Below are 23,037 nucleotides of genomic sequence, written 5' to 3' on the forward strand. Positions count from 1 at the left end.
GAATCGACGAATAAACAGCGACCTAAGGGTGATGAGTCTATCCAGATATATTAATGACTGGTTTGTTTATTTATTGGTGGCAATTGGGATCTGAGTATTCAGCTATATGGTGACTGATTAGTCTAGTTATCAGTTGCAATTGCGGGATATGGATGGTGATCAGGTTAGGAAGCACTTATTATGTTTGGCATGATGGACAATTTTGCAATTTATTAATACTTTTACAGCCAATTTAAATCTAGACTGCTGATGAACTTGAAACTCTATGTTACACTTGCCGTTGTTGGGTTGGTGAAATTAGGTCACGCCCAGAATTTTAAGAATGAAGTTTCTGTGATCAGTGAAAATGATGCTTATGTAGATATCACCAGCGACCGGTATTATACCAATGGATTCTTCGTCAGGTATAAACATGCAGTTGACGGGAAGAAGTTAAGCGCTAACCCGACAAAAGAAATTCTTGGCTTTGAGGTGGGGCAAAAAATATATAACCCTTTTTACAGCTATGCACCTGATCCGGCAACTCACGACAGGCCTTTTTCCGCATACTTATATGGAGAAGTGAATTATAGCAGGTTCTACAGCCAACAACAAATGCTAAAAGTTTCTGCGCAACTTGGTATAAGCGGTAAAAATGCATTGGGTGAAACCTTTCAAAAGGCCTTTCATAAGCTAGTGGGACAGAATCAAATATCTGGCTGGGCCTATGCCTTGAATAGTGAGCCAACGATCAATCTTGGTGCGGAGTATAACAAAAGAATATTTAGCACGGAAAACGGGATACTGGATGGAACTGCAATGGCATCAGCATTTGCAGGAAACGTGACTACTAAAGCTAGTTTGGGAAGCATATTCAGATTTGGAAGATTTAATGAAATGGATGGATCAGCTGCGTTTGGTAGCCTGGTGAGTAATCATCACACCAGCAAAGCACAGCGAAAGTATGAGCTGTTCCTTTCTGTGATTCCACAAGTACATGCCGTTGCTTATGATTCGAGCATAGCAGGCGGTTTGTTCCTGAAGAACAAAGGGCCGGTTTCATTTCAGTCTAATCCTTTGGTTTTTACCGGCCAGGCTGGCCTGACGGTTTCTATAGCGAGATGGACAGGTAGTTATATGGCAACCTTCATTACCAATGAAGTTAAAAACAGCGCCCGGGGTTACCATTATGCATATTACAGTTTAGCCTATCGTTTCAGTAAAAGTTAATATGAGAAAACACCTACTAGCTATATTTTTTATTTTCGGGTTACTTTCAACACATGCACAGATTGCGCCTGAAAATCATTCCATCTTTTTCAAACCGGTATTTGGCACCCACATCAACAGCGATCAGGGGCATTTGTTTCAAGACCAGACCATTGGATTTGATGCTGCATATTTTAAAGACATCGAACAAAATAAAGATCACTGGATAAAAGCACTCGGTGCAAAATCTTATGGCTTAGGTTTTATTTTCAGAGATATCAGCCGGTTGAAAGGCGCAAAAGATACTTCAGCAAATTCTTTTGGTCAGGTATATGGACTGGTTGCCCAAATAGATTTTGAGCTTTTTAAATTAGGAAAGGCAAAATTTAACTTTACCCCGGGTATTGGCTTAAGTCTTACCAATAAATACTTTGGCAATCATCCGAAAAACAGATTTCTGGGAAGTCCGGTAAATGAAGCTATAAAAGCTGACCTGGGAATGGAATTACCAGTTGGCAAATACACCAGTTTACTCGCAGGATTTGGCTTCCTGCATATCTCGAATGGTGGGTTAACCGTACCCAATGGCGGATTAAATACCGGTAATATTTATCTCGGTTTAAAGCTAAATAACCCAAAAAACCCAACTGAGGAGAAAAGAAGCACATATGTTCCGTTACAAAAAAATTCAATCGAAATCAGTGCCGGTTTAGGCGCCAGAGGCGTTCCGCAGCAGAGTGATAAACATTTATTTAAAAGCGGCTTATATGCCGGATATAATTTTTATCTGAATGATATCATAGTTTTGAAGGCAGGTGCTGATGCCGTTTATTATTATACAGTTTACAATCCTGATGACTATGCCGGGACTTACCAGAACTACGGTACCTCTTACGACAGGTGGCGTACCGGTTTAAGTGTGGGTGCAGAGATCAACCTTTGGAGAATCACTGTAGGTGCCCAGGTAGGCAAGTATCTCCATTATAACAGATACAAGGAAGATGCCACCTGGTACTGGACATTCGGGCCAACTTACAATATTACCTCCCGTCTGGGCATTCAGGCAAAAACGTATATGCACTTTGCTCAGGCTGATTACGTAAACTGGGGATTGGTGTATCGCTTTTAATACTGTCCTGTACTTAACAAAACCAAAGTACAAGCTCTTACAGGCTCAATGTCGTGTTGATCGAGCATTTTTTCAAGCTCATAATTTTCTGTTCCCGGATTAAATATAACCCGTTTGGGCTTGGTTTCCAGAAGGTAGTTTTCATATTGAGGCTGCAAAGCAGGACCGATGTATAGCGTTACCGTATCAATATCCTGGTGAATTTCGTCAGGCCTTTCAATCTCAATTCCTGCGACTTCTCCTTTTTTAATCCCCACATTAATGATATCGTGATTGAACCTACGAAGCATGTGTGCCGCTTTATATGCATATCTGGATGGATCCGGAGATGCACCAATGATGAGTGTCTTTTTCATTCTAATATTAACAAGCCAGAGATTATAAAGTTTGTTAGGATTGACCTGGAATTGCATTGGCACAGTTAATCCCATCTATGGCGGCAGATACAATTCCGCCTGCATATCCCGCACCTTCAGCACATGGATAGAGTCCTTTTAATTGGGGATGCTGAAAAGTTTCCTTATCACGGGGGATACGAACTGGTGAAGAAGTGCGGCTTTCAACACCAACCAGAATCGCTTCATTGGTATAATACCCTTTTATTTTATTTCCAAAAAGTGGTAGCGCTGCTCTTAAGCTTTGCGACACAAATTCCGGAAGCAGGTTGTCGAGCATCACGCTTTTTGTTCCCGGAAGGTAAGAGTTTTTCGGAAGATCAATTGACAATCTGTTGTTTACAAAATCGACCATTCTTTGTGCGGGGGCAACCAGATTACCTCCGCCAGCTTCAAAAGAACGTTTTTCAATTTCAGCCTGAAAATTCAGCATACGCAGGGGGTCATATCCTTTAACATCATCTAAAGTAACCTGAACAACTGTACCAGAGTTGGCATAGGGGTTATTGCGTTTAGATGGCGACCAGCCATTTACTACGATTTCATTTTCCCCGGTAGCGCAAGGTGCAATGATTCCACCCGGGCACATGCAAAACGAAAACACGCCACGCGCACCTACCTGTTCAACAAGGCTATAGTATGCCGGAGGCAGAAACTCGGATCTGGTATCACAGTGGTATTGAGCAGTATCAATAATTTCCTGCGGATGCTCAATGCGTACACCCAAAGCAAAAGGCTTTGCTTCAATTAAGATATTTTTTTTATGTAAAAGCTCGTAAATATCCCTCGCCGAATGTCCGGTAGCCAGAATGATATGATCGGCAAATAGTTTATCCTGATAGTTAATTTCAATGCCTTTTACCTGACCAAATTCTGAAATGATATCGGTCATTTTTGCATCGAACATCACTTCTCCGCCTGCATTAAGGATGGTATCTTTGATCGATGTAATGATATGAGGCAATTTATTCGTCCCGATGTGCGGACGGGCATCAATGATGATATCTTTTTCAGCACCATGATCTACAAACACCTGTAATACTTTATTAATGTCGCCACGCTTGTTCGAACGGGTATACAACTTACCGTCAGAATAGGTTCCGGCACCGCCTTCACCATAACAATAATTCGATTCGGTATTAACCAGGCCTTGCTTATTGATTGCGGCTAAGTCTCTACGTCGTTGCTTCACATCTTTTCCCCGCTCAACGATCACTGGTTTTAATCCGTTTTCGATGCATTGCAAAGCTGCAAACAAACCTGCAGGACCAGCTCCGATGATGAGCACCGGTTTAGCATGACTTACATTTGGATAATTTATGGTATTGACTTCGGGGATTGGCTGTTCATCTACAAAGGCTCTGACCTGCAAACGGAAAATGACTTTCCGGGATCGTGCATCGATTGATCTTTTTAAGATTTCGTAACCATTGATACGATTTTCAGTAACCTTAAGCCCTTCGGCCAGTTTGGTTTTGATTATTTCGGTTTGCTCAACCTGATGGGGAAGCAAGGTGATCTCGATATCCTTTTGCATACAACTTGTCAGGTTTTTATCCTGAACCGATACAAAGATAAGATTTGATGCCGAAATAGCGCAGTGAAAATTCCGGAGGATCAGGATAGAAAACAAAATGTCACTTATTCTGATTAAATGTAACAAAGGCATGCAATTTGATATCTAATTCGTAAATTGAATAAATTTCAGTTGACATAACAAAAGACAAAAACCATAAAAATGAAAAGATTAGTATTTGGAATATTAGCTGCTGTGATTGCAGTTAGCACATTAAGTTCATGCGGTTATAATAGCATGGTTAAATTAGATGAGAATGTGAAATCGAAGTGGGGAACTGTGCAAACCCAGTATCAGAGAAGGGCTGATTTAATTCCAAACCTTGTGGCAACGGTTAAAGGGGCTGCCAAATTTGAGCAGGGAACGCTAACCGCGGTTACTGAAGCCCGTGCTAAAGCAACGCAGATGACCGTTAAAGCAGATGATTTAACCCCGGAAAATATTCAGAAATTTCAGGCCGCTCAGGGTCAGTTAAGTCAGGCATTAGGAAAATTATTATCTATTACAGAAAATTATCCTGAATTAAGGGCAACCCAGCAGTTCAGTGACTTATCGGCACAACTGGAAGGTACTGAAAACAGAATCACTGTTGCCCGTAAAGATTTCAATGATGCTGTGCAGGAGTACAATGGTAAGATCAGGTCATTTCCAACTAACCTGACAGCAGGTATGTTTGGTTTTAAACCTAAGGGCTACTTCGAGGCAGATGCTTCGGCAAAAGATGCTCCTAAAGTAGAATTTTAATTTTCAGTAATCATTTGAAGGGTAGTGGCTGTTTAATTGTGAACAACCTCTACCCTTTTTCATTTCATTTATACTATAGAAATGCCATTATTTTCAGATATAGAACAAGATAAAATAGCAAAGGCAATAGCTGATGCCGAAAGGGCTACTTCGGGAGAAATCAGAATTGCGATTGATAAGCATTGCAAAGCGGACCCCATTGAAAAAGCTGTGGAGTATTTCTCGAAGCTTGATATGGACAAAACAGCGAGAAGGAACGGTGTTTTAATTTACCTGGCCTATGCAGACCATAAGTTTGCCATTATAGGCGACTCCGGCATTAACAAGCTGGTTCCTGATGATTTTTGGGAAACCACTAAAATTGCCATGACCGCTCACTTTGCCAAAGGGAATTTAGCCGAGGGAATTATTGCTGGCGTTGCTTTGGCGGGAGAAAAACTTGCATTATTTTTCCCTCCACAAAAAGGTGACATTAATGAGTTGCCGAATGATATTGTATTTTTAGATCACCCGGAAAACAAATAAACCATGAGAAAACTATTGTTATTCATATTACTCGGGTTTACGTTTAGCTTGTCTTTTGGCCAGGATTTCCCGGCCAAACCGTCTACACTCGTTAATGATTATTCCGGCGTACTATCGGCCGATCAAAAACAGCAGCTGGAAAATAAACTAGTTGCTTTCGATGATTCATCTTCTACGCAAATTGCCATTGCAGTTTTAAAATCTGTTGGTGATTACGACATCAATGAGTATGCACTTGAGCTCGGAAGGAAATGGGGTGTGGGCCAAAGCGGCAAGAACAACGGAATTATGATTGTTGTAGCCGTGGGCGATCGTAAAATTTCTATCCAAACCGGCTACGGAGTGGAAGGGGTACTTCCTGATGTGTACGCTAAAAGAATCATAGATAATGATATTAAGCCTAATTTCAGGGATGGAAATTACTACGCGGGGCTGGATGAAGCTACAACTTCCATTATCAAATACACCAAGGGTGAATATAAAAACGACAAGCCTAAAACTTCTTCAAAGAAAGGAGCTGGTTTAGGTAGTGTATTTGTGATTATCATTATTGTGGTGATTATCATCATCATCAGCAGGCGTGGCGGCGGCGGTGGCAATCAGGTAATTGGCGGTCGCGGTGCATCTGATGCACTATTCTGGGCTATGTTATTTGGTAGCGGAAGCCGTGGTGGCGGAGGCAGTGGCTGGGGAAGCGGAGGCGGATCATCAGGTGGTGGTGGTTTCGGAGGCTTTGGTGGCGGTAGCTTTGGTGGTGGCGGATCAAGCGGTAGCTGGTAGGGTATATTTTTTTTATATTTACCATTATAATATTTAAATAGCTTGCATAGAAGAGAATTGATCATGGCGGAGATACAACGTTTGGCAGAGGTATTGTCGAAAATCATGGGCCTGAAACTTGAGGGGAAAACCGATGAGGCCAGCAGGCTCTTTGACCAAACCATCGTATCTAACTTCTCTCTTCCGGTTGAAGTACTGGAAGCTGATGGCGCAGATGCTTTTGATGAATGGCTGAAAGGTAACGAGATGCCTCCCGAGAAACTGGACTCATTAAGTGAATTTCTCTATTATGAACTGGGGTTAAGTGCTGAACGGAACAGCGTGATTGCGCCAAAGCTTAATTTGGTTTATCAGTATTTATCGGCTCATCACAAAATTGTGCACCTGGTAAATTTCCACCGTCAGCAAACCATACAACAATACCTCTAGGATTAAACCAACAGATTAAATTTAAACGAATGATTATAGAAAAGTGGCAAAAGCTTGCCTCTAAATATTTAGTAAGGGAGAGATGGGCAACCCTGAGGGTTGATGAACTGAAATTACCAAACGGAACGATCAAGGATGATTATTTTGTATTGGAGTATCCTGACTGGGCATCTGCAGTTGCGGTGACGGAAGAAGGTAAAATTATTATGGTTCGTCAATACCGCCATGCAGCCGATATTGTTTCATTGGAAATCCCAGGTGGAGTAATTGATGGTGACGAGGGTCCTGAAGCAGGAATAAAAAGAGAACTGGTAGAAGAAACCGGGTATACGTTTAAAACCTGCAGGCTCATCGCAGAACTTTATCCAAATCCGGCTACAGCGAACAACAAAACCTTTACTTACCTGTTAACGGGGGGCGTAAAAACCCATGAACAACATCTTGATGAGCACGAAATCCTGAATGTAGAAGAATATACCATCGACGAAGTAAAACAACTTTTAAAAGAGAATAAAATTGCACAATGTATTCATGTAGCTGCATTGCACTATGGGTTAATCGCTATAGATCAGGCACACATTTAATTACCTCGAATTAATTTAATATGCTGGAAAGTGCGGACTTGAGTCGGTCTTACTGCGTTGATAATGGCGGGGAACCCTTAATGATACTGCACGCAGCGGGGGATGAGCAGTAGCTGCGTAAAGGTACAGAAAGCGTTTGTGTTTAAGTAAATAAAAAAAGGGTGGTGATTTGAATATCAAATCGCCACCCTTTTTTTATTAAAAGTACAAGTGCAAATTAATTCTGCCCCGGACTAGCTCATTTTCAATTTCTTCTGGATATCGTGTACGTAAGCTTTGAACTTTTTATCCGTATCAATCAAATCTTCAACGGTTTGGCATGCATAGATTACGGTACTGTGATCACGTCCGCCAAAAAATGCACCGATTGTTTTCAAAGATGATTTTGTATGGCTTTTCGAAAGGTACATCGATATCTGACGGGCCTGAACAATTTCGCGTTTACGTGTTTGTGATTTCACCATATCAACAGGTACCTCAAAATACTCACATACCAGTTTCTGGATATATTCCATGGAGATTTCTTTGGAAGTATTTTTAATAAAGTTTTTCAACATCTGTTTAGCTAACGCTAAATCGATCTCTTTCTTATTTAAAGTGGCTTGTGCCAATAAAGATACCATAGCCCCTTCAAGCTCACGCACATTATTGTCAATGTTGTGTGCAACATACTCCACCACTTCTCCTGGCAGTTCAATACCATCGGCATACATTTTCTTTCTAAGAATTGCGATACGTGTTTCCAGATCCGGAATCTGCAAATCGGCAGATAAACCCCATTTAAAACGACTTAACAGACGTTCTTCTAAACCGGCTAAATCTTTTGGCGCTTTATCTGAAGTTAAGATAACCTGTTTACCAGACTGGTGCAGGTGATTAAAGATGTGGAAGAAGATATCCTGTGTTTTCTCTTTACCGGCAAAGTTGTGAACATCATCCATGATGATGACGTCCATTGCCTGATAGAAGTTAACGAAATCGTTTATGGTGTTGTTTTTTAATGAATCAACGAACTGCTGACAGAATTTTTCACAGCTTACATAAATAACCAGCTTATCTGGCATGCTGCGTTTAATTTCATTACCAATTGCCTGCGCTAAGTGGGTTTTCCCTAAACCTACTCCCCCGTAAATCATTAATGGGTTAAATGAGGTACCTCCTGGTTTAGCTGCAACAGCATAACCTGCGGAACGTGCAAGGCGGTTACAATCGCCCTCGATGTAGTTTTCGAAAGTATAGTTAGCATTTAACTGCGGATCTACATTTAATTTTTTTAATCCAGGTATGATAAAAGGATTTTTGATGTCCTTATTGATGGAAACCGGAATAGGCATAGATTGTACCTTAGCTTCAGCTCCGTTTCCATTTGATGGCATGTTAGTGGTATAAGGACTACCACTGTTGGATGATTTATCTACAACGATATTATATTCTAATCTGCCATCCTCTCCAAGTTGTTTTTTTACGGTCTTGCGAAGCAAGCCTACGTAGTGTTCTTCAAGCCATTCGTAAAAGAATAAACTCGGCACTTGTATGGTTAAAACCTTACCTTCTAATTTAAGGGCAGTTATTGGCTCGAACCAGGTTTTGAAACTTTGGGTCGGGATGTTATCCTTAATTATTTGAAGACAGTTCTTCCACACTTCTGTACAAGTTTTTTCCATTGCGATTTCTATATATTATTGATTTTCAGTACCGATTCGACATAAAGGGATGGTCCGTTTCGGGACTACGAATATTGATAAAATTATCAACATTTTAAACAAAATTCTGAAATAAATTGTAACCTACTGATAAGGAATTGAGTAGCCCTGTTAACCTCAATTTTTTATGTTGATAACTATTTATTAACATCGTTTTTCCACATTTATCACGATTTATTGGTTTCATCCAGATATTACTTCGGATCGCCACATGAAAAGCAAAATTCGCGCCATGAAGCCTTAAAACAAAGCAATATCGGCGAGTTTTAAGGTGTTAAACACAAAATACTGAGAATCAAGACACATATACCAAATGATTTTACCCGGAGATTATTTTGGATGGTATCATTGAAGAAATACATGGTATTTTAACCTCACACCGGACAAATATTTTGAAAATTATTCCCGATAAAATCCGCGAGCTAAACAGGGGTGAATGGCGGTGTAAGGTGCTGTAATATTAAGGTTTCAGACGACTCAACTGCGGGTGAACATGCAATTGATTAAGGGCGCTTTTAATACTCCCCAAATACGCTACGCAGTACATCGGCAATCTCTCCCAATGTTGCATATTCTTCAACTGCTTCAATGATGAACGGCATTAAATTGGCGTTTCCGCGGGCGGCTGTTTCTAAGGCAGCTAAAGCGCCAACAACGGCTTCATTGTTTCTGGATGCCTTCAGGTTGATTAGCTTGTCAATCTGAAGCTTACGGATTGAGTCGTCAATATTGAAAACTTCGGTTAAGCCCCCCTCTTCCTGGGTGAATTTATTTACGCCAACAGAGACTCTTTCGCCGGTTTCAATTTCTTTCTGGTATTGATAGGCAGCGCTGGCAATTTCATTCTGCATGTAATCATTTTCAATTGCTTTGACTGATCCTCCCATAACATCTATTTTTTCGATGTAAGCCCATGCGGCGTTTTCAATTTCATCGGTTAGGTTTTCCACGAAGAAAGAGCCTGCGAGAGGATCCACCGTATCGGTTACACCGCTTTCAAAGGCAATAATCTGTTGTGTACGCAATGCGATTCTGGCCGCAGATTCAGTTGGCAGAGACAAGGCCTCATCATAACCGTTGGTATGCAGTGATTGTGTGCCGCCGAGCACCGCAGCCATAGCCTGGTTACTAACCCTGATCACATTATTAAGTGGCTGCTGAGCGGTTAATGTGGAGCCTCCGGTTTGCGTATGGAAACGAAGCATTTGTGCTTTTTCATCGGTAGCCCCCAGATCTCTGGTTATTTTCGCCCACATTCTCCTTGCAGCCCTGAACTTACCAATTTCCTCAAAAAAATTATTGTGGCAGTTAAAGAAAAAAGACAGGCGTTTGGCAAAAACGTTGATATCCAAACCTTTTTCTATCGCGGCTTTGAGATATGTTTTCCCATTGGCCAGGGTAAATGCCAGTTCCTGTACGGCTGATGAGCCTGCTTCACGAATGTGATAACCGGAGATGGAGATGGTGTTCCATTTGGGCACTTCCTTACTGCAGAACTCAAATATATCGGTGATGAGCCGCATGGATGGTGTTGGCGGATAAATATAAGTTCCTCTTGCGGCGTACTCTTTAAGAATGTCGTTTTGGATGGTACCGGAAATCTGCCTGATGTCTGCTCCCTGCTTTTTTGCCAAAGCGATGTACATGGCCAGCAATATGGAAGCCGTAGCATTAATCGTCATCGAGGTTGTAATGTCTTTTAATGCTATTTTATCGAAAAGAATCTCCATGTCTTTCAACGAATCGATGGCTACCCCAACTTTACCCACCTCGCCGTCAGCCATGTCATGATCGGAATCATAGCCGATTTGGGTGGGTAAATCGAAAGCTACCGAAAGGCCGGTGGTTCCCTGTTTCAACAGATAATGATAGCGTTTATTGGATTCTTCAGCGGTTGAAAATCCGGCATATTGCCTCATCGTCCAAAGCCTGCCCCTGTACATATCCTTTTGAATGCCCCTGGTAAATGGAAATTCACCAGGTTGTTCTTCCATTGGCCTTGATGAAGTGTAAATTTCCTTTATCTCAATGCCGGATGTGGTGGTGTGTTTTTTGTGGCTCATGGTATATCTGGTTGAAGTTAAAATTATTTAACCGGTTGCGATGCGCAGCTAATGATCTGCGCAATGGTTAAAATAACACGGCAATATCTTTCTTAATCAGTTCGATTGTCAAATCGTAGGGATTGTCGCTAATGACAGCCATGTGCTGCAAAATAGCTTTGCTGAGTTCGACACCGCTGGCATTGACGGGCAATCCCTGAACTGCATTATTAATCATGGCTATGGTATCATCTTTCAGCTTCCGTACAACTGTCCAGGTTTGGCTAGCCACATATAACTGCTGCGTGATGTTGTGCTGATATTCAGAGCGGACTTCATTTAAAATTCCGGCCTGCAATGCAGCAATACTAATGCCCTGCTGATGCAAACGAACCAGTAAATTTGCAGGATTGATCCGATCGGTAAAAATAATCAGCCGTTCATGAGCCTGAAGCCGCAATGGCAGCAGATGTGCCCTGCTATCCTTATTCAGTTCGATATCTTTTAAATTAAAAAAGCGTTGTATATCGCCTTTTACGATATAATAGATTGCCATGAAGGCTAAAAAGATGCCGGCGAATAAAATGACTATATCAGTTAAAACTTGTTGAATGCCCATGCTTTGTTTACTTACGGTAATGTTAACGTTGAGTGAAAAGCAAAAATGTGCATTATTATTTATATTTCCTTTATGAGTACATATTCTCATTGATAAAAGAGCGAACGATAAATTGCTTTTTTATGATGTTAATTATTATACATATAAAAGCAATTTATCTAAGTTTGTAAAAGATAAAACTTGAAATAACATGAGCACAACAGTTGATACATCATTTGCACCGGTTACATTTTCGGAGGGTGCAACTAAAGAACTTACTAAATTAAGGGATCAGCAGGAAATTGGCCAGGATTATGGTTTACGCGTAGGCGTTGAGGGAGGTGGCTGTGCTGGTATGAATTACGTTCTGGGCTTTGACCAGAGAAAAGATGGTGATCAGGAATTTTTTATCGATGGCATTAAGGTTTTCATGAATAAGGCACATCAGATGTACTTAATGGGCATGATGATTGATTGGCAGGACGGGCTTAATTCACGTGGTTTTACCTTTGTAAATCCTAATGCAACCAGCACTTGCGGTTGTGGAACGAGTTTCTCGGCATAATTAAAAATATTATTGTAACATATATTGAAGTCCCGATGTCTAAACGTCGGGACTTTTTTATTGGCAGCGGATATAGCGGAGACATGAAGATAAACCAAATAGATTTCCCTATATTGACACTCAAATAATGAATTACAGAGAAAACATCAGACTGGCATTAGAATCTATTAAGGCAAACCGTTTGCGCACCATGTTAACGGCCTTAATCATCGCAATAGGTTTAATGGCCCTGGTGGGTATTTTAACTACGCTTGATGCTGTAAAGAAAAGCATGACTGATGCATTCAGTAGTATGGGTGCCAATTCTTTCACCATTAGAAATCGTGGTACTGGTATCAGAATCGGGAATGGAAAACGGCCAAAACCATTTAAATCGATACGGTATGAAGACGCAGTAAAGTTTAAAGACAGCCTGAATGCTCCGGCCACGGTTGCTGTGAGTGTTTTTGCCAGTGGTGGCTCTACGGTGAAATTCGGAAGTTTAAAAACCAATCCAAATATCAATATCCAGGGTATTGATGAAAACGGACTGGCTTCTCAGGGGCTTAATTTATCTGAGGGCAGAAATTTTGGCCTGTCTGAAGTATCACTGGGCAGCAATGTTTGCATTGTGGGTAATGAGGTTGTTGAGCGCTTGTTTAAGGATTCAGATCCGATGGATAAGTTGATTAACGTGGGGAATAACCGGTTTAAAATCGTTGGGATTTTAGAGAAGAAGGGTTCGAGTATGGGCTTTAGCGGCGACAGGGCTGTTTATGTTCCTTTGCTTAAAGCTAAACAAATCAATGCGAATGCTAACCCATCTTATACGATTACCGTTATGGTTGGCGACAACAATGACCAAGACGGTGTAATTGGTGAAGCCACTGCCTTATTCCGGAATATCCGCAAGGTGAAGGTGAGTGAATCGAATAATTTTGAGATTACCAAGAGTGATGCTGTGGCTCAAACCCTATTTGAGAATCTGGCATTTGTAGCAGTAGGTGGCATTGCCATTGGAATCATTACGCTGATTGGCGCTTCTATAGGCTTAATGAATATTATGCTGGTTTCGGTAACGGAACGTACCAGGGAGATTGGCATCAGGAAGGCTATTGGTGCAAATCCAAAAGTCATCAGGCGTCAGTTTTTAATTGAGGCGGTTGTAATTTGTTTGATGGGTGGCGTAATGGGTATTTTCCTGGGTATTGTTTTGGGTAATATTATCTCTCTCGCCATGGGGGGATCATTTCTTATTCCATGGGCATTTATTCTGGGCGGCTTTGTTCTGTGTGTATTGGTTGGCATTTTATCAGGATATTATCCGGCAAAAAAAGCGTCCCGACTTGATCCGGTTGAAGCATTAAGGTACGAATAAGCCTGCAGCCCCAGGGGCGGGCGAATAGTGAGCCTGGATAGAGATCCCGACGCATGGATGCGTCTTAAAGCAGTGTATTGTGCAACTGATGTTGCCCCAAAAGGCGTTGCATTAATGGTGTTGTCAGGCTATTTTCGAGTGCAGCGGCGTGTTTGAGGTGGTGCATATCGCTACCAATGAAATCTACCATATGATTTTCAACCATTTCTTCAGCCGTTTTTTTGGCGCCGGAGCCATAATATCCTGTCAGGGCAATAGAGTTCATTTGCAATAAACATCCTGTTTCCCTGATCTGATGGTAACTTTCGAAAGATGCATAATAGTATGGATACCTTTCGGGATGGGCAAGGATTGGTTGGTAACCGCTGTCCTGAATCAGTTTAATAAAGTCAAACAGATTTTGAGGCGGATTGATATAGGATAGTTCAAAAAGCATATAACCTGCCCCGAAGGTAAGGACATCTTTTTGTCTAACCTTTTTTTCTAAAGTTTCATCCAGATAATATTCTGCCGCTGCATCTATTTCTAGATCCAGTTGAATATCATCCAGACCTTTTCTTAACGTATCGAGTCCCCGATTGATGGTATCAGGCGTATTGCGAAAGTAGTCGGCCATGATGTGTGGTGTGGCGATCAACTTTTTGAAGCCAAGGGCCTTAAATTTATGCGCCAACGCCAACGAATCCTTTAAAGTTTGTGCGCCATCATCGATTCCCGGAATAATATGGGAATGCATATCGGTTCCAATACTGGAGAAGTTAAATTCGGGTACGATTTTTTTCTTTTTGAAGAATCCGAACATAAGAGGATACAGGTATTTAATTTATTTCTTTTGGCAAGTGAACATCAGCAGCTGCTGATGCCAGCTTGGTATCATAAATGCGTCTAAGCAGTTCGTTTAAATCATTGCTCAGATCGAACTGAATATCTTCATGGAGTTTTCTAAACTTATTGACTGTTACTTCTACGGTTTTGATGTAATAGGCAACAAAAAGGAAACCATAATCCCTGTAACCAAATGTTGATTTCCTATATTCAACCGGAATATGGTTTAGCACGAAAATTTTTAATTCGACTTCACCAACAGGATCTTTAGTGATTTTATAGAAACGGTTAACCGATGTAATCATTTTCCTGACTTGTGCCAGCGCATCTTTTGCGGCAAGCTTTTTCAATTCAGGAATGAGTTGAATTACATCGGCTTTAATGGTTTCTTTTCTATCTTCCAGATCACTTTCATCTTCCAGTAGTTTATAGTGAAGGTGTTCTGTGAGCACTTTATCTTTCGCGATTAAACGCAACAACAATTTGTCTTTTTCCTTTAGGGGTAAATCTGTGATTGCTGTTTTAAGATCTTTGTGCTCTGATAATTTCATTAATCAATTTTATTTAGCGAAGCAGGGGCTCAGCAAAGTTGTTCGTTAAAAGGGATTCGCTTTAATATACTTCTCCCACTCCCATGCCGAACGCATCATCTCATTTAAATCGAGTTGCGCTTTCCAGCCCAATTCGTCATTTGATTTCTGAACATCGCCATAAATCTGGACGATATCTCCGGCTCTTCTGGGGCCAATGTTATAATTTAATTTTTCGCCGTTCACTTTTTCGAACGCATCTATAATTTCAAGAACAGATGAACCTTTACCTGTTCCGATATTGAACACTTCATAGCCGGGTGATGTTTTGTTTTCGGCTAATCTTTTTACTGCGGCAACATGTGCTTTAGCCAAATCAACTACGTGAATATAATCGCGGATAGCAGAACCATCAGGCGTTTCATAATCGTCGCCATAAACCGTGATGGGGCCTCTTTTACCAATTGCAGATTGTGTAATAAAAGGCACGAGATTAGCGGGAACACCGTTTGGAAGTTCACCAATGAGCGCAGTTTCATGTGCACCAACCGGATTAAAGTAGCGAAGCGCAATCACGCGCAGATCGGGTGTAACTGCCGCAGTTTCTTCCAGAATTTCTTCAGCAATCTGCTTGGTATTTCCATAAGGAGATTCTGCTTTCTTTACAGGTGCCGCCTCAGTTACAGGTAAACTATCTGGCTGACCATATACCGTACACGATGAGGAGAATACGAAATCAATTTTGCTGTTGAAAGAAGTAAGCAGATTGATCAGGCCATAAAAGTTATTTCTATAGTATTTCAATGGTTTCTGAACTGATTCACCTACGGCTTTAGAAGCTGCGAAATGGATGATTCCTGTGATATCTTTATTCTGCTCAGCAAATTCCTGAACCGCCCTGTCATCCTGAAGGTCGATTTCCTGAAAATCGAACCATTTGCCTGTAATGGCATGAAGCTGGGTTAAAATTTTAATGTTAGAATTGGATAGATCGTCTACGATGACTACCTCATAACCTGCATTATGCAGTTCTACAACAGTATGGGAACCGATATACCCGGTTCCACCGGTAACTAGTATTTTTGACATCTTAAGGATTAAAATGGTAAAGTGCTATGCTGTGTAACCAATTGATTAGCGTATACAAAGCCTAATGGGTTTATATATTTTAAGCTTTTTAAATAAATTCGCTTTATCTTGCCACGAAGATAGGAATTTACAGCAATGCTTTTACTTTATATATTAGGAATTAGGGGTTACAATTTAATAATCCTGATTTTTTCTTTATTCAATACCAAGGCCAGATTATTCATAAACGGACGTAAGGATATTTTTAAAAAGATTGAAGAGCGCATCAAGAAAACAGATAAACCCATCTGGTTTCATTTTGCATCATTAGGGGAGTTTGAGCAAGGCCGGCCTGTTCTTGAAGCAATTAAAAGTGCACGGCCAGATAAAAAAATAATCGTTACCTTTTTCTCGCCTTCAGGGTATGAGATCAGAAAAAACTATACATTGGCGGAGGTTTTTTATCTGCCCGTAGACACAGCCTTTAATGCGCGCAAATTTCTTGACATAGTAAATCCGGAGATGGCCATTTTTACGAAATATGAATTCTGGCACTTCTATTTCCTGGGGCTAAAGGACCGCAATATTCCGCTATATGTAATTTCGGGAATTTTCAGACCTGGCCAGGCATTTTTTAAATGGTATGGTGGTTTTTATCGTAATATCTTAAAATCAGTAACCTACTTTTTTGTTCAGAATCAGGAGAGTGAAGAGCTGCTAAAATCTGTAGGTATAGACAATGTTACGATAAACGGCGACACACGGTTCGACAGGGTTTACGAAAATGCACAGATACCAAAACATCTGGCAGAAATAGAAAACTTTATTAAGGAGTCGCCAACCTTAATTTGCGGCAGCACCTGGCCAGAAGATGAAACATTACTTGCTTTGTTGCCTGGTAAATATCCTGACTGGAAGTTTATCATTGCGCCACACGAAATTCATGAGGGCCATATTGAAAACATTGAAAAGCTGTTTCCGGCAGGTAATATACGCTTCTCTGTTTTCAGTAAGCAGGCACAGGAGAATAATCTGCACCCGTCTGTTTTAATTATTGATAATATAGGTATGCTGTCCTCACTTTATCAATATGGTAAGGTAGCTTATATTGGTGGTGGTTTTGGCGCGGGAATACATAACACCCTGGAGGCTGCTGCATTTGGTAAGCCTGTTATTTTCGGACCGAAGTATGATAAGTTTCAGGAAGCGAAGGATTTGATCGCTATTGGTGCAGCAAAAAGTATTGCGAACTCCGCAGAACTGATTGAGGCATTTGATTTTTTCAAGGAGAATAAACCTGCAGCAGAGGCGTCGAAAAAGTATGTTGCGGATAAGAAGGGTGCGACAGCGCTTATTGTTTCAATGCTTACGAGATGAGTTTAGCATCAATGATTTCATCGATGATTTTACCAACAGGCTGATCGATTGAAACGGTAAGCACATCATTTTCTGCTGACCCAGGCTTTTCAAGCGTATCAAACTGACTTTTTAGTAAACTTGAAGGCATATACTGGTGTGATCGTTTACTAATGCGGTCGTGAATCAATTCAAAGCTACCCTCCAGGTAAACGAAGTGAATGGCAGGGTTATCCACCCTAAGTAAATCGCGGTAAGCTTTTTTTAATGCTGAACAGGCGATAATGCAATTTGCACCAGTTTCGGCATGCTCCCGCCCCACTTTTGCAATCAGTTTTAGCCAATCTAATCTATCTTCATCAGTAAGGGGGATGCCGGCAGCCATTTTATCTACATTTCTTTGCGAATGAAGATTATCGCCATCAATAAATTCGGCGTGAATAGCGGGCGCAAGGGCTCTGCCTACAACCGTTTTGCCACTTCCTGAAACCCCCATTAAAATGATGAACCTTGCCATAAATATATTATTTTATCATACCTGCTAAAGCATCGATGAACATTGGATTATCGTTCAAGCTTTCTACCAGCTGAACATGTTCTCCACCCAATGCCCTGAATTCTTCGTGATACTCAACCGTAATTTCGTAAAGTGTTTCCAGGCAATCGGCAACAAAGGCGGGACTGAAAACCAACAAACGTTTCTTGCCTTCAGCGGCAAGCTTTTTTAATACATCAGTTGTATATGGCTGTACCCAGGGTTCTTTTCCAAGTCTGGATTGAAAACAAACGGTATACTTATCTTTCGGAAGATTGAGTTCAGCTGCGATTAGTCTGGCTGTATCGTGGCCCTGCGCAGAATAGCAGAATTTATTGGTGTTGTTTAATGTCTGGCAGCAGTCGGCGCTTTTGAGGCAGTAATGACCCGTATGATCGCATTTTAGCAATTGCCTCTCAGGCAGGCCATGAAAGCTGAATAACACATGGTCATAACTTTCTACCTGATGTTTTCTTGCATTTTCTGCAAAAACCTTAATCATCAATTCGTTATCATGAAATGAGTTGACAAAAGAAACAGGCGGCACTGTGGGCCACTTACTTACCAGTTCCATTACCAACTGGATTACAGAGCCCGAGCTTGCAGATGCATATTGGGGAAACATTGGTATGACCTGAATACTTTCAACCAGACCTGCTTTAAGGTTTGCCAGGGCAGATTCAATTGAAGGGCTTTGATAACGCATGGCTAATTCCACATGATAATTGTTTCCCAACTTTTCCTGAAGCATTTTTGCCTGAATACGGCTATAGTATAAAAGCGGTGAACCGTTTTCATTCCATATTTCTTTATATAATTTAGCTGTTTTAGGGCTACGGAAAGGAACAATAATTCCTTTTACCAATAGTGTTCTGTTTAATTTAGGAATGTCAATTACCCGTTCATCCATTAGAAATTGATCAAGGTATTTCCTCACATCTGCAGTTGCCGGACTATCGGGGGTTCCTAAGTTGACCAGTAAAATTCCCTTTTTGCTCATTATTAATAAAGATATGTTTTGAAGCGCAAATATCGCTTTTTTATTGATTTTTGCCTATCGCTAACATGTGACGGCAAACATTTTTTAGTCAAATTTTAATCGGAGGCCGATATACTATTTGGTTTTATAGAGCTGCCACCAGGGTGTATAGGGTTTTTCGTGGTGTTCGAAATGGTAGCCAAAAAAGTAGCAGGTGATAAAGGCAAGGAAATGATTTTTTGGCAATGTTGAAGAATGATGTACATTATCGTGTTCCCCCTTGTGTGGAACGTAGGTCCCGAAATAAAATAACTGGAAGGTGCTTAACAAAGATGGCAGCACCCAGAATAAAAGAAGATTTGTTTCATCGATCCAGATTTTAAGCACATTGAAAGCTATTGCCATAATAAGGAGCTGGATAATACTTACGTAGTTTAGCATAAAGCTGAAATACCACCTCCAGAACCCATGGGGAGCATAGTCGGGATCTTCACCTGTATGAACATGCTGGTGATGCTGGTGGTGCTTGCGGTATAGCCTGTTGTAAAAGAAACCTGCATAAAGGAATACAGAAATATATCCAATTGCATTATTAACGAATTTATTTGATGATATGGTTCCATGCATGGCATCGTGTGCGGTGATGAACAAGCCGGTGTAGAGATGCATCTGCAAAAATATCAAAGGATACACCCAGTAATTATTCCATTGAAAATTTAGTTTGAGCAGAAAAAACAATAGTGCAAGCCAGCAGGAAATTACTGCTAATGCGATTACTATTCCAAAATTTGAAGGGGCTGTTTTCAATGGGTGCGTATTTATACTATAGCGATAACAGCAGAAAGCGGAAAAAGTTGTTTATTTAAATCTGCTCCAGCGCTGCTTTAACATCTTCCATGAGCCACATTGGGGTAGATGTGGCACCGCATATACCAACCTTATCGTTTTCTGAAAACCAGCTTTTGTCGATTTCTTCGACATTGGAAATGAAGTATGAGTTGTCATTGTATTTTTTACAAACATCATAGAGTACTTTTCCATTGGAAGACTTTTTCCCTGAAACAAAGACGATCTTATTGTAGTGACTTACGAAATCTTCCAGTTCCTCATAGCGGTTGGATACCTGCCTGCAAATGGTATCATTTGCTTTTACCTCATACCCGCGGCTCAGCAATTCATCTTTGATGTGATAGAATTTATCTGTGCTTTTAGTGGTTTGACTGTAAAGGGTGAATTTAGCTGGTAATTCAACGTTATCGAGTTCTGCAAGATCCTGAAAAACGATGGCCTTACCATCTGTTTGTCCTTGCAAACCGATTACCTCTGCGTGCCCATGCTTTCCAAAAATCAAGACCTGCTCATCATCATCATGAGAGTTTTTAATCCTGTTTTGCAGTTTTAGCACCACGGGGCATGAGGCATCAATGAGGGTGAGGTTATTTTCTAAAGCCAGTTGATAAGTAGATGGAGCTTCACCATGGGCCCTGATGAGTACTTTTTCATTGCGAAGTCCTTTTAAGATCTCGTGATCAATAATTTTCAACCCCCGGTTGGTGAGTCGTTCCACTTCCTCATCGTTATGTACGATATCGCCAAGGCAATACAAATAGCCTTCACTATCCAAGATATCTTCAGCCATTTCTATAGCGTAAACGACGCCAAAGCAAAAGCCCGATGATTTGTCGATACTGACTTGTAAGTTGTAACTCATTGTTGCAAAATTAAGCAAAAATATTTGTTCCGGCTGTCATGTATAAGACAACAAAAAAGATTAGCTGCGAAAGGAACATGGCTATGCCGATATACCGTTGTTGTTTGAGCCCTAAAGCGTAATAAAATTTCAAAAGAATGATTGAAACGATGAACCAGGCTATAAAATTCTGGAATGGTATTTCGTGCCAGTCCCACTGCCAGTAGTCGAACTTCATGGCAACCGGTTCGAGAAAGAAATCGAATAACACCAGAAGCAATGCGCCAAGTAATGACGCAAGAATGCTGTTCCTGATTTTGAGTGCCTTCATCATTTGTCCGACGCTGAAGATCAGTATTACCCAGTTAATGCCCATTAAAATAGGAACGGCAGCAATTTTATAGCCCAGGGTATTGCCATAGTAGTAACTTCCGAATATTTTTCCGGTATGGACGCCGAGTACTTCAACCAGAAATCCGCAAACGAATACTCCACAAACAAACAGGAGTAATCTTTTGATATCTGCATTATAAGTAAATACGATTACAGCAAACATTAACAGCAGGTGAAAAGGAACCAGCTTAATGAAGTAGGGTTGTGCTGCAGGAATCAAAAAACCAAGCAGACCAACTAAATGGAAAATAACAATTACAGCAACTGCAATTTTCTTAACTTTTAAATCGTCCTGATCGGTCTGCCCTTCCATGTACCTGTTTTTGAAATGTATTTTGTTATTGAAATCATTGAAATTATCAGAAAGAATAACATTTGAAAAGGATGCAAAATCAAATTTATCAAAACATTCTGTCCGGATAAATAGGAAATCATCATTCTGCTTAAAATGATCAATGTTAATGGCAATAACAGTAATGATAAATTAAAGTTTGCGATTAAAATTACTGGTCCGATAATCACCAAAAGCAGGTAAAATAGCAATATAAAGACGTTATTACCAAAACCTGCGAGTAAATTTTTACCAAAGCCAGCCAGGCTTTCGTGCAGATTCTTATACATTCTGCAATGTATCAAGCCATTAGCCAGCAGGGCTTCGGCATTAAATTTCTCCATCTTAACCAGCTTAATAATTTCCACATCTTCTACCACCTGATTTTTTACCTGTTGGTGCCATAATTGTTGACGGTAGTTGTCGGCATTGAAAAACATGCACTGTCCGCTGGCCGCTGCCAAAGCAGGATTCCGGGATATTCGGACTAACCTTAGGGGTAAGAGATTAAGTAAAATAAAATGCATTAAGGGAACAGTTAATTTTTCTCCCAGTGTTTTCATTACCTGATTGGTAAAAACACTTAACAATGCCAGGTTTCCCATCTCCATCCGGCTGATCAAGCTATTGATCAATCCTCTGTTTAGGGTTTCATCGGCGTCGACAAAGAGAAAATATTTACCCGTTGCTACTGAGGCCAGCTGATGGCAAGCATAGTTTTTGCCAAGCCAGTGTGCCGGCAGCGGTTCACCTTTGATAATGCTGAAATTAGGATTTACCGAACAGAATTCATTTACAAGTCCGAAGGTATTATCCTCGCTATGATCATCAAGTACAATGACTTCATAGTTGGTGTAGTCCTGATTTTTTATGGAATGAAGTAATGTTATTATATTTTCTTCTTCATTGCGGGCGGGAATGAGGATAGAAACTTTATCGTGATAATGCCTGATTACCCTCGGCAATTTCGGATTGGAGATAAAATTAAAAACTGTAACGGAAAATCTGATGACCAGAAAGATTAAAACTGCGTAGATAAAAAAGCTCATTCGATGATTTGTGTTTGTTTGACAACCGACTGATCATAGTGTTTATTGTAAGCGCTTTTTAACAGCTGCAAACTTACATATTCTTCTGTTTCCCAATTGTGGAGATAAGTTTGAACTACTGGTTTTCTTTTAGAAAAGTAATCGGTGAATGTGGCTGCAAATATGATGTTCATTCTCTTTTGACTGGAATTAATCATCTGCATAACACCCTTTTCGAAATGTATGTTTTTTACATGATTTGAATAGAGCTTTCCCTGCGGAAAAACAAGGACCAGGTTGTCTGGATTATCCAGCAGTTGCCCGGCATAATCTAAAGTTGCCAATACGTCTTTTCCTTTACTTTCTGCGGCAAAAGCACCAAGATATTTAAGAAATCCAACCTTTTTGTAATTCTCAGCACTTACCAGAACATGAAAATGTTTTTTAAAGAGCAACCTATTGAGGTAGAAAATAAAAAAGCCATCCCACCAGCTAAAGTGGTTGGCTAAAACCAGAATGGCAGCAGATTCTTTGATTTTCAGGTCGTTAAACCTAAAATCCGAAAAATCTTTTTTAATGATCAGCTTAATGTACCAGGAGAAAAAATTATAGATTAAATTATTTTTAAGCGGTCGATACATATATGGAAATTGCAAAAAATCTGTGTTAATTGCAAATTTTGCGGCA

Annotated in this window: 25 protein-coding genes; 10 read left to right on the forward strand and 15 right to left on the reverse strand. The window is 40.5% G+C overall.

The window, feature by feature from the left end; translation table 11 throughout:
• The first annotated feature begins 249 nt into the window (after positions 1 to 249).
• Positions 250 to 1,209, forward strand: coding sequence for a lipid A deacylase LpxR family protein (locus R2Q80_RS04945; protein WP_316798531.1), 960 nt, complete (start codon positions 250 to 252; stop codon positions 1,207 to 1,209).
• Between the two features lies 1 nt (position 1,210).
• A complete protein-coding gene (locus tag R2Q80_RS04950) occupies positions 1,211 to 2,317 on the forward strand; it encodes an acyloxyacyl hydrolase (protein ID WP_316798532.1) in 1,107 nt (368 codons plus the stop codon).
• Here R2Q80_RS04950 and R2Q80_RS04955 read toward each other — a convergent pair.
• Together R2Q80_RS04955 and R2Q80_RS04960 are read right to left on the reverse strand one after the other, a co-directional pair.
• Positions 2,314 to 2,673, reverse strand: a complete 360-nt coding sequence (locus tag R2Q80_RS04955) for a CoA-binding protein (RefSeq protein ID WP_316798533.1) — start codon at positions 2,671 to 2,673, stop codon at positions 2,314 to 2,316. The genes R2Q80_RS04950 and R2Q80_RS04955 overlap by 4 nt on opposite strands.
• Positions 2,674 to 2,707: 34 nt before the next feature.
• Positions 2,708 to 4,249 carry an NAD(P)/FAD-dependent oxidoreductase gene (locus R2Q80_RS04960; protein ID WP_316798534.1) on the reverse strand — a complete coding sequence of 514 codons (1,542 nt, stop codon included), beginning with the start codon at positions 4,247 to 4,249 and terminating at the stop codon, positions 2,708 to 2,710.
• Positions 4,250 to 4,450: 201 nt separating this feature from the next.
• On the opposite strand from R2Q80_RS04960, the gene R2Q80_RS04965 reads away from it, so the two are divergent.
• From R2Q80_RS04965 to R2Q80_RS04985, 5 genes are all read left to right on the forward strand, one after another.
• On the forward strand, positions 4,451 to 5,032 hold the full coding sequence (locus R2Q80_RS04965) for a LemA family protein (protein ID WP_316798535.1): 582 nt from the start codon (positions 4,451 to 4,453) through the stop codon (positions 5,030 to 5,032).
• Positions 5,033 to 5,113: 81 nt separating this feature from the next.
• Positions 5,114 to 5,557: a TPM domain-containing protein gene (locus R2Q80_RS04970; protein WP_316798536.1), complete on the forward strand. Its 444-nt coding sequence runs from the start codon at positions 5,114 to 5,116 to the stop codon at positions 5,555 to 5,557.
• A 3-nt stretch (positions 5,558 to 5,560) separates the two neighbouring features.
• Positions 5,561 to 6,337: a TPM domain-containing protein gene (locus R2Q80_RS04975; protein ID WP_316798537.1), complete on the forward strand. Its 777-nt coding sequence runs from the start codon at positions 5,561 to 5,563 to the stop codon at positions 6,335 to 6,337.
• Positions 6,338 to 6,379: 42 nt separating this feature from the next.
• Positions 6,380 to 6,766 (forward strand): hypothetical protein, encoded by a 387-nt coding sequence (locus tag R2Q80_RS04980; RefSeq protein ID WP_316798538.1) that lies wholly within the window; start codon positions 6,380 to 6,382, stop codon positions 6,764 to 6,766.
• Positions 6,767 to 6,795: 29 nt separating this feature from the next.
• Positions 6,796 to 7,350 (forward strand): NUDIX hydrolase, encoded by a 555-nt coding sequence (locus R2Q80_RS04985; protein ID WP_316798539.1) that lies wholly within the window; start codon positions 6,796 to 6,798, stop codon positions 7,348 to 7,350.
• A gap of 233 nt (positions 7,351 to 7,583) precedes the next feature.
• On the opposite strand, the gene dnaA is transcribed toward R2Q80_RS04985, so the two are convergent.
• From dnaA to R2Q80_RS05000, 3 genes are all read right to left on the reverse strand, one after another.
• On the reverse strand, positions 7,584 to 9,014 hold the full coding sequence (gene dnaA, locus R2Q80_RS04990; protein WP_316798540.1) for a chromosomal replication initiator protein DnaA: 1,431 nt from the start codon (positions 9,012 to 9,014) through the stop codon (positions 7,584 to 7,586).
• A 554-nt stretch (positions 9,015 to 9,568) separates the two neighbouring features.
• Positions 9,569 to 11,116, reverse strand: a complete 1,548-nt coding sequence (locus tag R2Q80_RS04995) for a methylmalonyl-CoA mutase (protein ID WP_316798541.1) — start codon at positions 11,114 to 11,116, stop codon at positions 9,569 to 9,571.
• Between the two features lie 67 nt (positions 11,117 to 11,183).
• On the reverse strand, positions 11,184 to 11,714 hold the full coding sequence (locus R2Q80_RS05000) for a hypothetical protein (RefSeq protein WP_316798542.1): 531 nt from the start codon (positions 11,712 to 11,714) through the stop codon (positions 11,184 to 11,186).
• A gap of 190 nt (positions 11,715 to 11,904) precedes the next feature.
• Between R2Q80_RS05000 and R2Q80_RS05005 the strand changes: the two genes are divergently transcribed.
• Both R2Q80_RS05005 and R2Q80_RS05010 read left to right on the forward strand, forming a co-directional pair.
• The gene (locus R2Q80_RS05005) at positions 11,905 to 12,258 is read left to right on the forward strand and encodes a HesB/IscA family protein (protein ID WP_047800322.1); all 354 of its coding nucleotides are present in this window, start codon (positions 11,905 to 11,907) and stop codon (positions 12,256 to 12,258) included.
• A gap of 127 nt (positions 12,259 to 12,385) precedes the next feature.
• Positions 12,386 to 13,615, forward strand: coding sequence for an ABC transporter permease (locus tag R2Q80_RS05010; RefSeq protein ID WP_316798543.1), 1,230 nt, complete (start codon positions 12,386 to 12,388; stop codon positions 13,613 to 13,615).
• A 64-nt stretch (positions 13,616 to 13,679) separates the two neighbouring features.
• Here the strand turns inward: R2Q80_RS05010 and R2Q80_RS05015 are convergent, their stop codons facing one another.
• Genes R2Q80_RS05015 through galE form a run of 3 tightly spaced genes read right to left on the reverse strand, consistent with a single transcriptional unit; the run spans position 13,680 to position 16,059 of the window.
• On the reverse strand, positions 13,680 to 14,417 hold the full coding sequence (locus R2Q80_RS05015) for a tyrosine-protein phosphatase (protein WP_316798544.1): 738 nt from the start codon (positions 14,415 to 14,417) through the stop codon (positions 13,680 to 13,682).
• Between the two features lie 16 nt (positions 14,418 to 14,433).
• On the reverse strand, positions 14,434 to 14,991 hold the full coding sequence (locus R2Q80_RS05020) for a hypothetical protein (RefSeq protein WP_316798545.1): 558 nt from the start codon (positions 14,989 to 14,991) through the stop codon (positions 14,434 to 14,436).
• Between the two features lie 45 nt (positions 14,992 to 15,036).
• The gene (gene galE, locus R2Q80_RS05025) at positions 15,037 to 16,059 is read right to left on the reverse strand and encodes a UDP-glucose 4-epimerase GalE (RefSeq protein WP_316798546.1); all 1,023 of its coding nucleotides are present in this window, start codon (positions 16,057 to 16,059) and stop codon (positions 15,037 to 15,039) included.
• 135 nt (positions 16,060 to 16,194) lie between these two features.
• On the opposite strand from galE, the gene R2Q80_RS05030 reads away from it, so the two are divergent.
• Entirely contained in the window at positions 16,195 to 17,415 is a 1,221-nt protein-coding gene (locus tag R2Q80_RS05030; RefSeq protein ID WP_316798547.1) for a 3-deoxy-D-manno-octulosonic acid transferase, read from the forward strand.
• On the opposite strand, the gene R2Q80_RS05035 is transcribed toward R2Q80_RS05030, so the two are convergent.
• The 7 genes from R2Q80_RS05035 to R2Q80_RS05065 all read right to left on the reverse strand — a co-directional run bounded on the left by R2Q80_RS05035 (position 17,405) and on the right by R2Q80_RS05065 (position 22,991).
• The gene (locus tag R2Q80_RS05035) at positions 17,405 to 17,911 is read right to left on the reverse strand and encodes a gluconokinase (protein ID WP_316798548.1); all 507 of its coding nucleotides are present in this window, start codon (positions 17,909 to 17,911) and stop codon (positions 17,405 to 17,407) included. The genes R2Q80_RS05030 and R2Q80_RS05035 overlap by 11 nt on opposite strands.
• Before the next feature lie 7 nt (positions 17,912 to 17,918).
• The gene (gene hemH, locus R2Q80_RS05040; protein ID WP_316798549.1) at positions 17,919 to 18,929 is read right to left on the reverse strand and encodes a ferrochelatase; all 1,011 of its coding nucleotides are present in this window, start codon (positions 18,927 to 18,929) and stop codon (positions 17,919 to 17,921) included.
• A gap of 114 nt (positions 18,930 to 19,043) precedes the next feature.
• Entirely contained in the window at positions 19,044 to 19,715 is a 672-nt protein-coding gene (locus R2Q80_RS05045) for a fatty acid desaturase (RefSeq protein ID WP_316798550.1), read from the reverse strand.
• Between the two features lie 55 nt (positions 19,716 to 19,770).
• A complete protein-coding gene (locus R2Q80_RS05050; protein ID WP_316798551.1) occupies positions 19,771 to 20,619 on the reverse strand; it encodes a 4-hydroxy-3-methylbut-2-enyl diphosphate reductase in 849 nt (282 codons plus the stop codon).
• A gap of 10 nt (positions 20,620 to 20,629) precedes the next feature.
• Positions 20,630 to 21,304, reverse strand: a complete 675-nt coding sequence (locus tag R2Q80_RS05055) for a carotenoid biosynthesis protein (RefSeq protein WP_316798552.1) — start codon at positions 21,302 to 21,304, stop codon at positions 20,630 to 20,632.
• Positions 21,274 to 22,371, reverse strand: coding sequence for a glycosyltransferase family 2 protein (locus tag R2Q80_RS05060; protein WP_316798553.1), 1,098 nt, complete (start codon positions 22,369 to 22,371; stop codon positions 21,274 to 21,276). Before R2Q80_RS05060 ends, R2Q80_RS05055 begins: the two co-directional genes overlap by 31 nt.
• Positions 22,368 to 22,991 (reverse strand): 1-acyl-sn-glycerol-3-phosphate acyltransferase, encoded by a 624-nt coding sequence (locus R2Q80_RS05065; RefSeq protein ID WP_316798554.1) that lies wholly within the window; start codon positions 22,989 to 22,991, stop codon positions 22,368 to 22,370. Before R2Q80_RS05065 ends, R2Q80_RS05060 begins: the two co-directional genes overlap by 4 nt.
• Positions 22,992 to 23,037: the final 46 nt, after the last annotated feature.

The sequence above is a fragment of the Pedobacter frigidisoli genome (genome assembly GCF_032678525.1).
In the GTDB taxonomy this organism is placed as follows: domain Bacteria; phylum Bacteroidota; class Bacteroidia; order Sphingobacteriales; family Sphingobacteriaceae; genus Pedobacter; species Pedobacter frigidisoli_A.

Coding starts and splice junctions, on each gene's coding strand:
- R2Q80_RS04965 (WP_316798535.1), top strand. CDS start 4,451: ATGAAAAGATTAGTATTTGGAATATTAGCTGCTGTGATTGCAGTTAGC.
- R2Q80_RS04955 (WP_316798533.1), bottom strand. CDS start 2,673: ATGAAAAAGACACTCATCATTGGTGCATCTCCGGATCCATCCAGATAT.
- R2Q80_RS05000 (WP_316798542.1), bottom strand. CDS start 11,714: ATGGGCATTCAACAAGTTTTAACTGATATAGTCATTTTATTCGCCGGC.
- R2Q80_RS04945 (WP_316798531.1), top strand. CDS start 250: ATGAACTTGAAACTCTATGTTACACTTGCCGTTGTTGGGTTGGTGAAA.
- R2Q80_RS05055 (WP_316798552.1), bottom strand. CDS start 21,304: ATGGAAGGGCAGACCGATCAGGACGATTTAAAAGTTAAGAAAATTGCA.
- R2Q80_RS05065 (WP_316798554.1), bottom strand. CDS start 22,991: ATGTATCGACCGCTTAAAAATAATTTAATCTATAATTTTTTCTCCTGG.
- R2Q80_RS05060 (WP_316798553.1), bottom strand. CDS start 22,371: ATGAGCTTTTTTATCTACGCAGTTTTAATCTTTCTGGTCATCAGATTT.
- galE (WP_316798546.1), bottom strand. CDS start 16,059: ATGTCAAAAATACTAGTTACCGGTGGAACCGGGTATATCGGTTCCCAT.
- R2Q80_RS05035 (WP_316798548.1), bottom strand. CDS start 17,911: ATGGCAAGGTTCATCATTTTAATGGGGGTTTCAGGAAGTGGCAAAACG.
- R2Q80_RS05050 (WP_316798551.1), bottom strand. CDS start 20,619: ATGAGTTACAACTTACAAGTCAGTATCGACAAATCATCGGGCTTTTGC.
- R2Q80_RS05010 (WP_316798543.1), top strand. CDS start 12,386: ATGAATTACAGAGAAAACATCAGACTGGCATTAGAATCTATTAAGGCA.
- R2Q80_RS05005 (WP_047800322.1), top strand. CDS start 11,905: ATGAGCACAACAGTTGATACATCATTTGCACCGGTTACATTTTCGGAG.
- R2Q80_RS04995 (WP_316798541.1), bottom strand. CDS start 11,116: ATGAGCCACAAAAAACACACCACCACATCCGGCATTGAGATAAAGGAA.
- R2Q80_RS05015 (WP_316798544.1), bottom strand. CDS start 14,417: ATGTTCGGATTCTTCAAAAAGAAAAAAATCGTACCCGAATTTAACTTC.
- R2Q80_RS04970 (WP_316798536.1), top strand. CDS start 5,114: ATGCCATTATTTTCAGATATAGAACAAGATAAAATAGCAAAGGCAATA.
- R2Q80_RS04960 (WP_316798534.1), bottom strand. CDS start 4,249: ATGCAAAAGGATATCGAGATCACCTTGCTTCCCCATCAGGTTGAGCAA.
- R2Q80_RS05030 (WP_316798547.1), top strand. CDS start 16,195: ATGCTTTTACTTTATATATTAGGAATTAGGGGTTACAATTTAATAATC.
- R2Q80_RS04950 (WP_316798532.1), top strand. CDS start 1,211: ATGAGAAAACACCTACTAGCTATATTTTTTATTTTCGGGTTACTTTCA.
- R2Q80_RS04975 (WP_316798537.1), top strand. CDS start 5,561: ATGAGAAAACTATTGTTATTCATATTACTCGGGTTTACGTTTAGCTTG.
- R2Q80_RS05020 (WP_316798545.1), bottom strand. CDS start 14,991: ATGAAATTATCAGAGCACAAAGATCTTAAAACAGCAATCACAGATTTA.
- hemH (WP_316798549.1), bottom strand. CDS start 18,929: ATGAGCAAAAAGGGAATTTTACTGGTCAACTTAGGAACCCCCGATAGT.
- dnaA (WP_316798540.1), bottom strand. CDS start 9,014: ATGGAAAAAACTTGTACAGAAGTGTGGAAGAACTGTCTTCAAATAATT.
- R2Q80_RS04985 (WP_316798539.1), top strand. CDS start 6,796: ATGATTATAGAAAAGTGGCAAAAGCTTGCCTCTAAATATTTAGTAAGG.